The organism is Herminiimonas contaminans, from assembly GCF_015645465.1.
Lineage (GTDB): Bacteria > Pseudomonadota > Gammaproteobacteria > Burkholderiales > Burkholderiaceae_D > Oxalicibacterium > Oxalicibacterium contaminans.
This window is the reverse complement of sequence record NZ_JADOEL010000046.1, coordinates 1-1658: the sequence shown is the minus strand read 5'-3', so window position 1 is coordinate 1658 and position 1658 is coordinate 1. Positions and strand designations below refer to the sequence as shown.

At 60.9% G+C, this 1658-nt stretch carries 1 protein-coding gene; it reads left to right on the top strand.

What is annotated here, in order from left to right:
- The first annotated feature begins 74 nt into the window (after window positions 1–74).
- Window positions 75–1627 (top strand): IS3 family transposase gene (locus IXC47_RS19240; RefSeq protein WP_326838436.1). Its coding sequence is split into 2 segments (ribosomal slippage): window positions 75–537 and window positions 537–1627, totalling 1554 coding nucleotides; the frame shifts between segments, so codons are not numbered across the junction.
- Window positions 1628–1658: the final 31 nt, after the last annotated feature.

Genomic DNA, 1658 nt, shown 5'->3' with positions numbered 1-1658 from the left:
CCCCCTGTGTCAGGATAGTTGTCGCGTCATCTGATTTATTGAAATCATAGAGGGGGCGGAGCAAAAGACAGATAGTGAAGCGCTACTCAGCTGAACGCAAGGAAGCCATTCTGCGGCAAATGATGCCGCCGACGAACAAGCTGGTTTCGGCACTGGCCCGGGAGCATGGCATCTCGGAACAGACCCTCTATACTTGGCGACGAAATTTACAAGCGCAGGGAGTGCCAGTGCCGGGGAATGGAAAGAAAGCCGAGGAATGGTCCTCGAAAGACAAGTTCGGGGTGGTGCTGGAAACGGCCGGCTTGAACGAAGCAGAACTGGCGGAATACTGTCGGCGCAAGGGTCTGTTCATCGAGCAGATAGCGGCATGGCGGACGGCCTGCCAAGATGCAAACGAAAATCCGGTCGAACGCACGCGCGACCAGCGCGAGCAGAGCAAGACGGACCGCAAGCGGATCAAGCAACTCGAGAAGGAACTGCTGCGCAAGGAGAAAGCGCTGGCCGAAGCGGCCGCGCTGATCATCCTCAGAAAAAAAGCCCAGGCGATCTGGGGGGATCCCGAGGAAGACTGACGGCCACCCCAGATCGCCAGTTGGTGATGACCTTGATTGAAGAAGCCGCCGACAGCGGTTGCCGCCGTGCCGCCGCCTGCGCCGAACTCGACATCAGCCTGCGCACTTACCAGCGCTGGACGCGCGAAGGCGCCAAGGGTATGGAGGATGGACGCAAAAGGGCACGGCGCACGGCGCCAGCCAACAAGCTCAGCGACGAGGAACGCGCGCGGATCCTGGCCCTGGTCAACAGCCCGGAATTTGCGAGCCAGCCGCCGAGCCAGATCGTGCCGACGCTCGTCGACCGTGGCGAATACCTCGCGTCGGAATCGACTATTTACCGCGTCATGAAGACGGCGGCGCAGCAGCATCACCGGGGCCGCGCGAAGAAGCCCGCTACCCGCGTGGTGACGAGCCACTGCGCCACCGAGCCGAATCGCCTGTGGTCGTGGGATATCACGTGGCTGCCGACCGCGGTGAAGGGCATGTATTTCTACTGGTACATGGTGCTCGACGTGTACAGCCGGAAGATCGTCGGCCACGAAGTGCACGTCGCCGAGTCTGCCGAACTGGCCGCGCTGCTGATGCGCAAGGCAAGCCTGGCCGAAGGGCTCGCGGGGCGCAAGGTTGTACTGCACTCTGACAACGGCAGCGCGATGAAAGGTGCAACGATGCTCGCCACGCTGGAAAAGCTTGGCGTCGTGCCGTCGTTCAGCCGACCGCGCGTGAGCAACGACAACCCGTTCGCCGAGTCGCTGTTCAGGACCTGCAAATACCGGCCGAACTACCCGCGCAAGCCATTTGATAGCGTGGAGCAGGCAAGGACATGGACGCTTCAGTTCGTGCAGTGGTACAACCACCAGCACAAGCATAGCGCGCTGAAATTCGTGACGCCAGCGCAGCGGCATGGTGGCTTGGCCGATGCGATCCTGCGGCACCGGGAACAGGTCTATGAAGCCGCAAAGCAGCGCTGTCCAGAACGCTGGTCGGGCGCCACAAGAAATTGGAAATTGACGGACGAGGTGTGGCTCAACCCGGAACGGGCTACACCTGAAATATCGAAGTTAGCTGCTTGAAGTGACGCGACAACTTCGTTGACAACTACCG